The organism is Methylosinus sp. KRF6 (assembly GCF_018887255.1).
Classification (GTDB): Bacteria; Pseudomonadota; Alphaproteobacteria; order Rhizobiales; family Beijerinckiaceae; genus Methylosinus; species Methylosinus sporium.
The window spans coordinates 1-634 of record NZ_JAHLJF010000054.1; the positions used below are offsets into that span (position 1 = coordinate 1).

The 634-nt window shown below is 66.6% G+C and carries 1 protein-coding gene and 1 pseudogene; one reads left to right on the forward strand and one right to left on the reverse strand.

Annotated features, from left to right (window positions below; translation table 11 throughout):
- The coding region (repC, locus tag KP010_RS22495) for a replication initiation protein RepC (protein WP_253204000.1) at positions 1-399 on the forward strand (399 nt) is incomplete at its 5' end.
- Between the two features lie 42 nt (positions 400-441).
- Here repC and KP010_RS22500 read toward each other — a convergent pair.
- Positions 442-634: pseudogene (locus tag KP010_RS22500) on the reverse strand (recombinase family protein); the annotation flags it as partial.

Here is a 634-nt window from a genome sequence, read left to right on the forward strand (position 1 = left end):
TCCTCGGATCGCTCTCGGATTGCCGATCCCAAGCCAGCGCTTCGAGCCTATCCGCTCGGAATGGTGCTGGAGGCCTGTCCGGACATCGTCGATTACGGCCCGAGTGGCGAAATTTCCTCATGGCGAGACTTGGCGGCAGCCGCGGCGATCGTGCGCTCGGCGCTCGGCGTTTCGCCGGACGCCTGGGCGCAGGCCTCGGATGTCCTCGGCGAGCATGACGCCGCGATCGTCATCGCCGCGATCCTGCAACGCGGCGAGGAAATCAAAAGCGCGGGCGGTTATCTCCGCGTCCTGACCGAAAAGGCGAGGGCAGGGGAGTTCTCGCTCGGATCCGTGCTGATGGCGCTGTTGCGCGGCAAGGCTGCGAAGGCGGCGCGAGAGCGCAAGAGAACGGGGTGACGTGGGGATGGATTTTCGGACGCGCTTCGGCGGTCCACGCGCTCACAGCGTTTCGGCGTCGAGCAATCGGAGCTTTTCGGCGCGGTCGAGCAGGCTTTTGACGGAGGAGGGCGCCCAGCGGGCTCCTCCGCGTGGCGTGCGCTCATACATGGCTTCGAGCTGCGCGCCGATTTGCGCGAGCGTCAGATCGGGATTGGCCCGTTTGATCCCGGCGACGAGCGTGACGAGGCGTTCG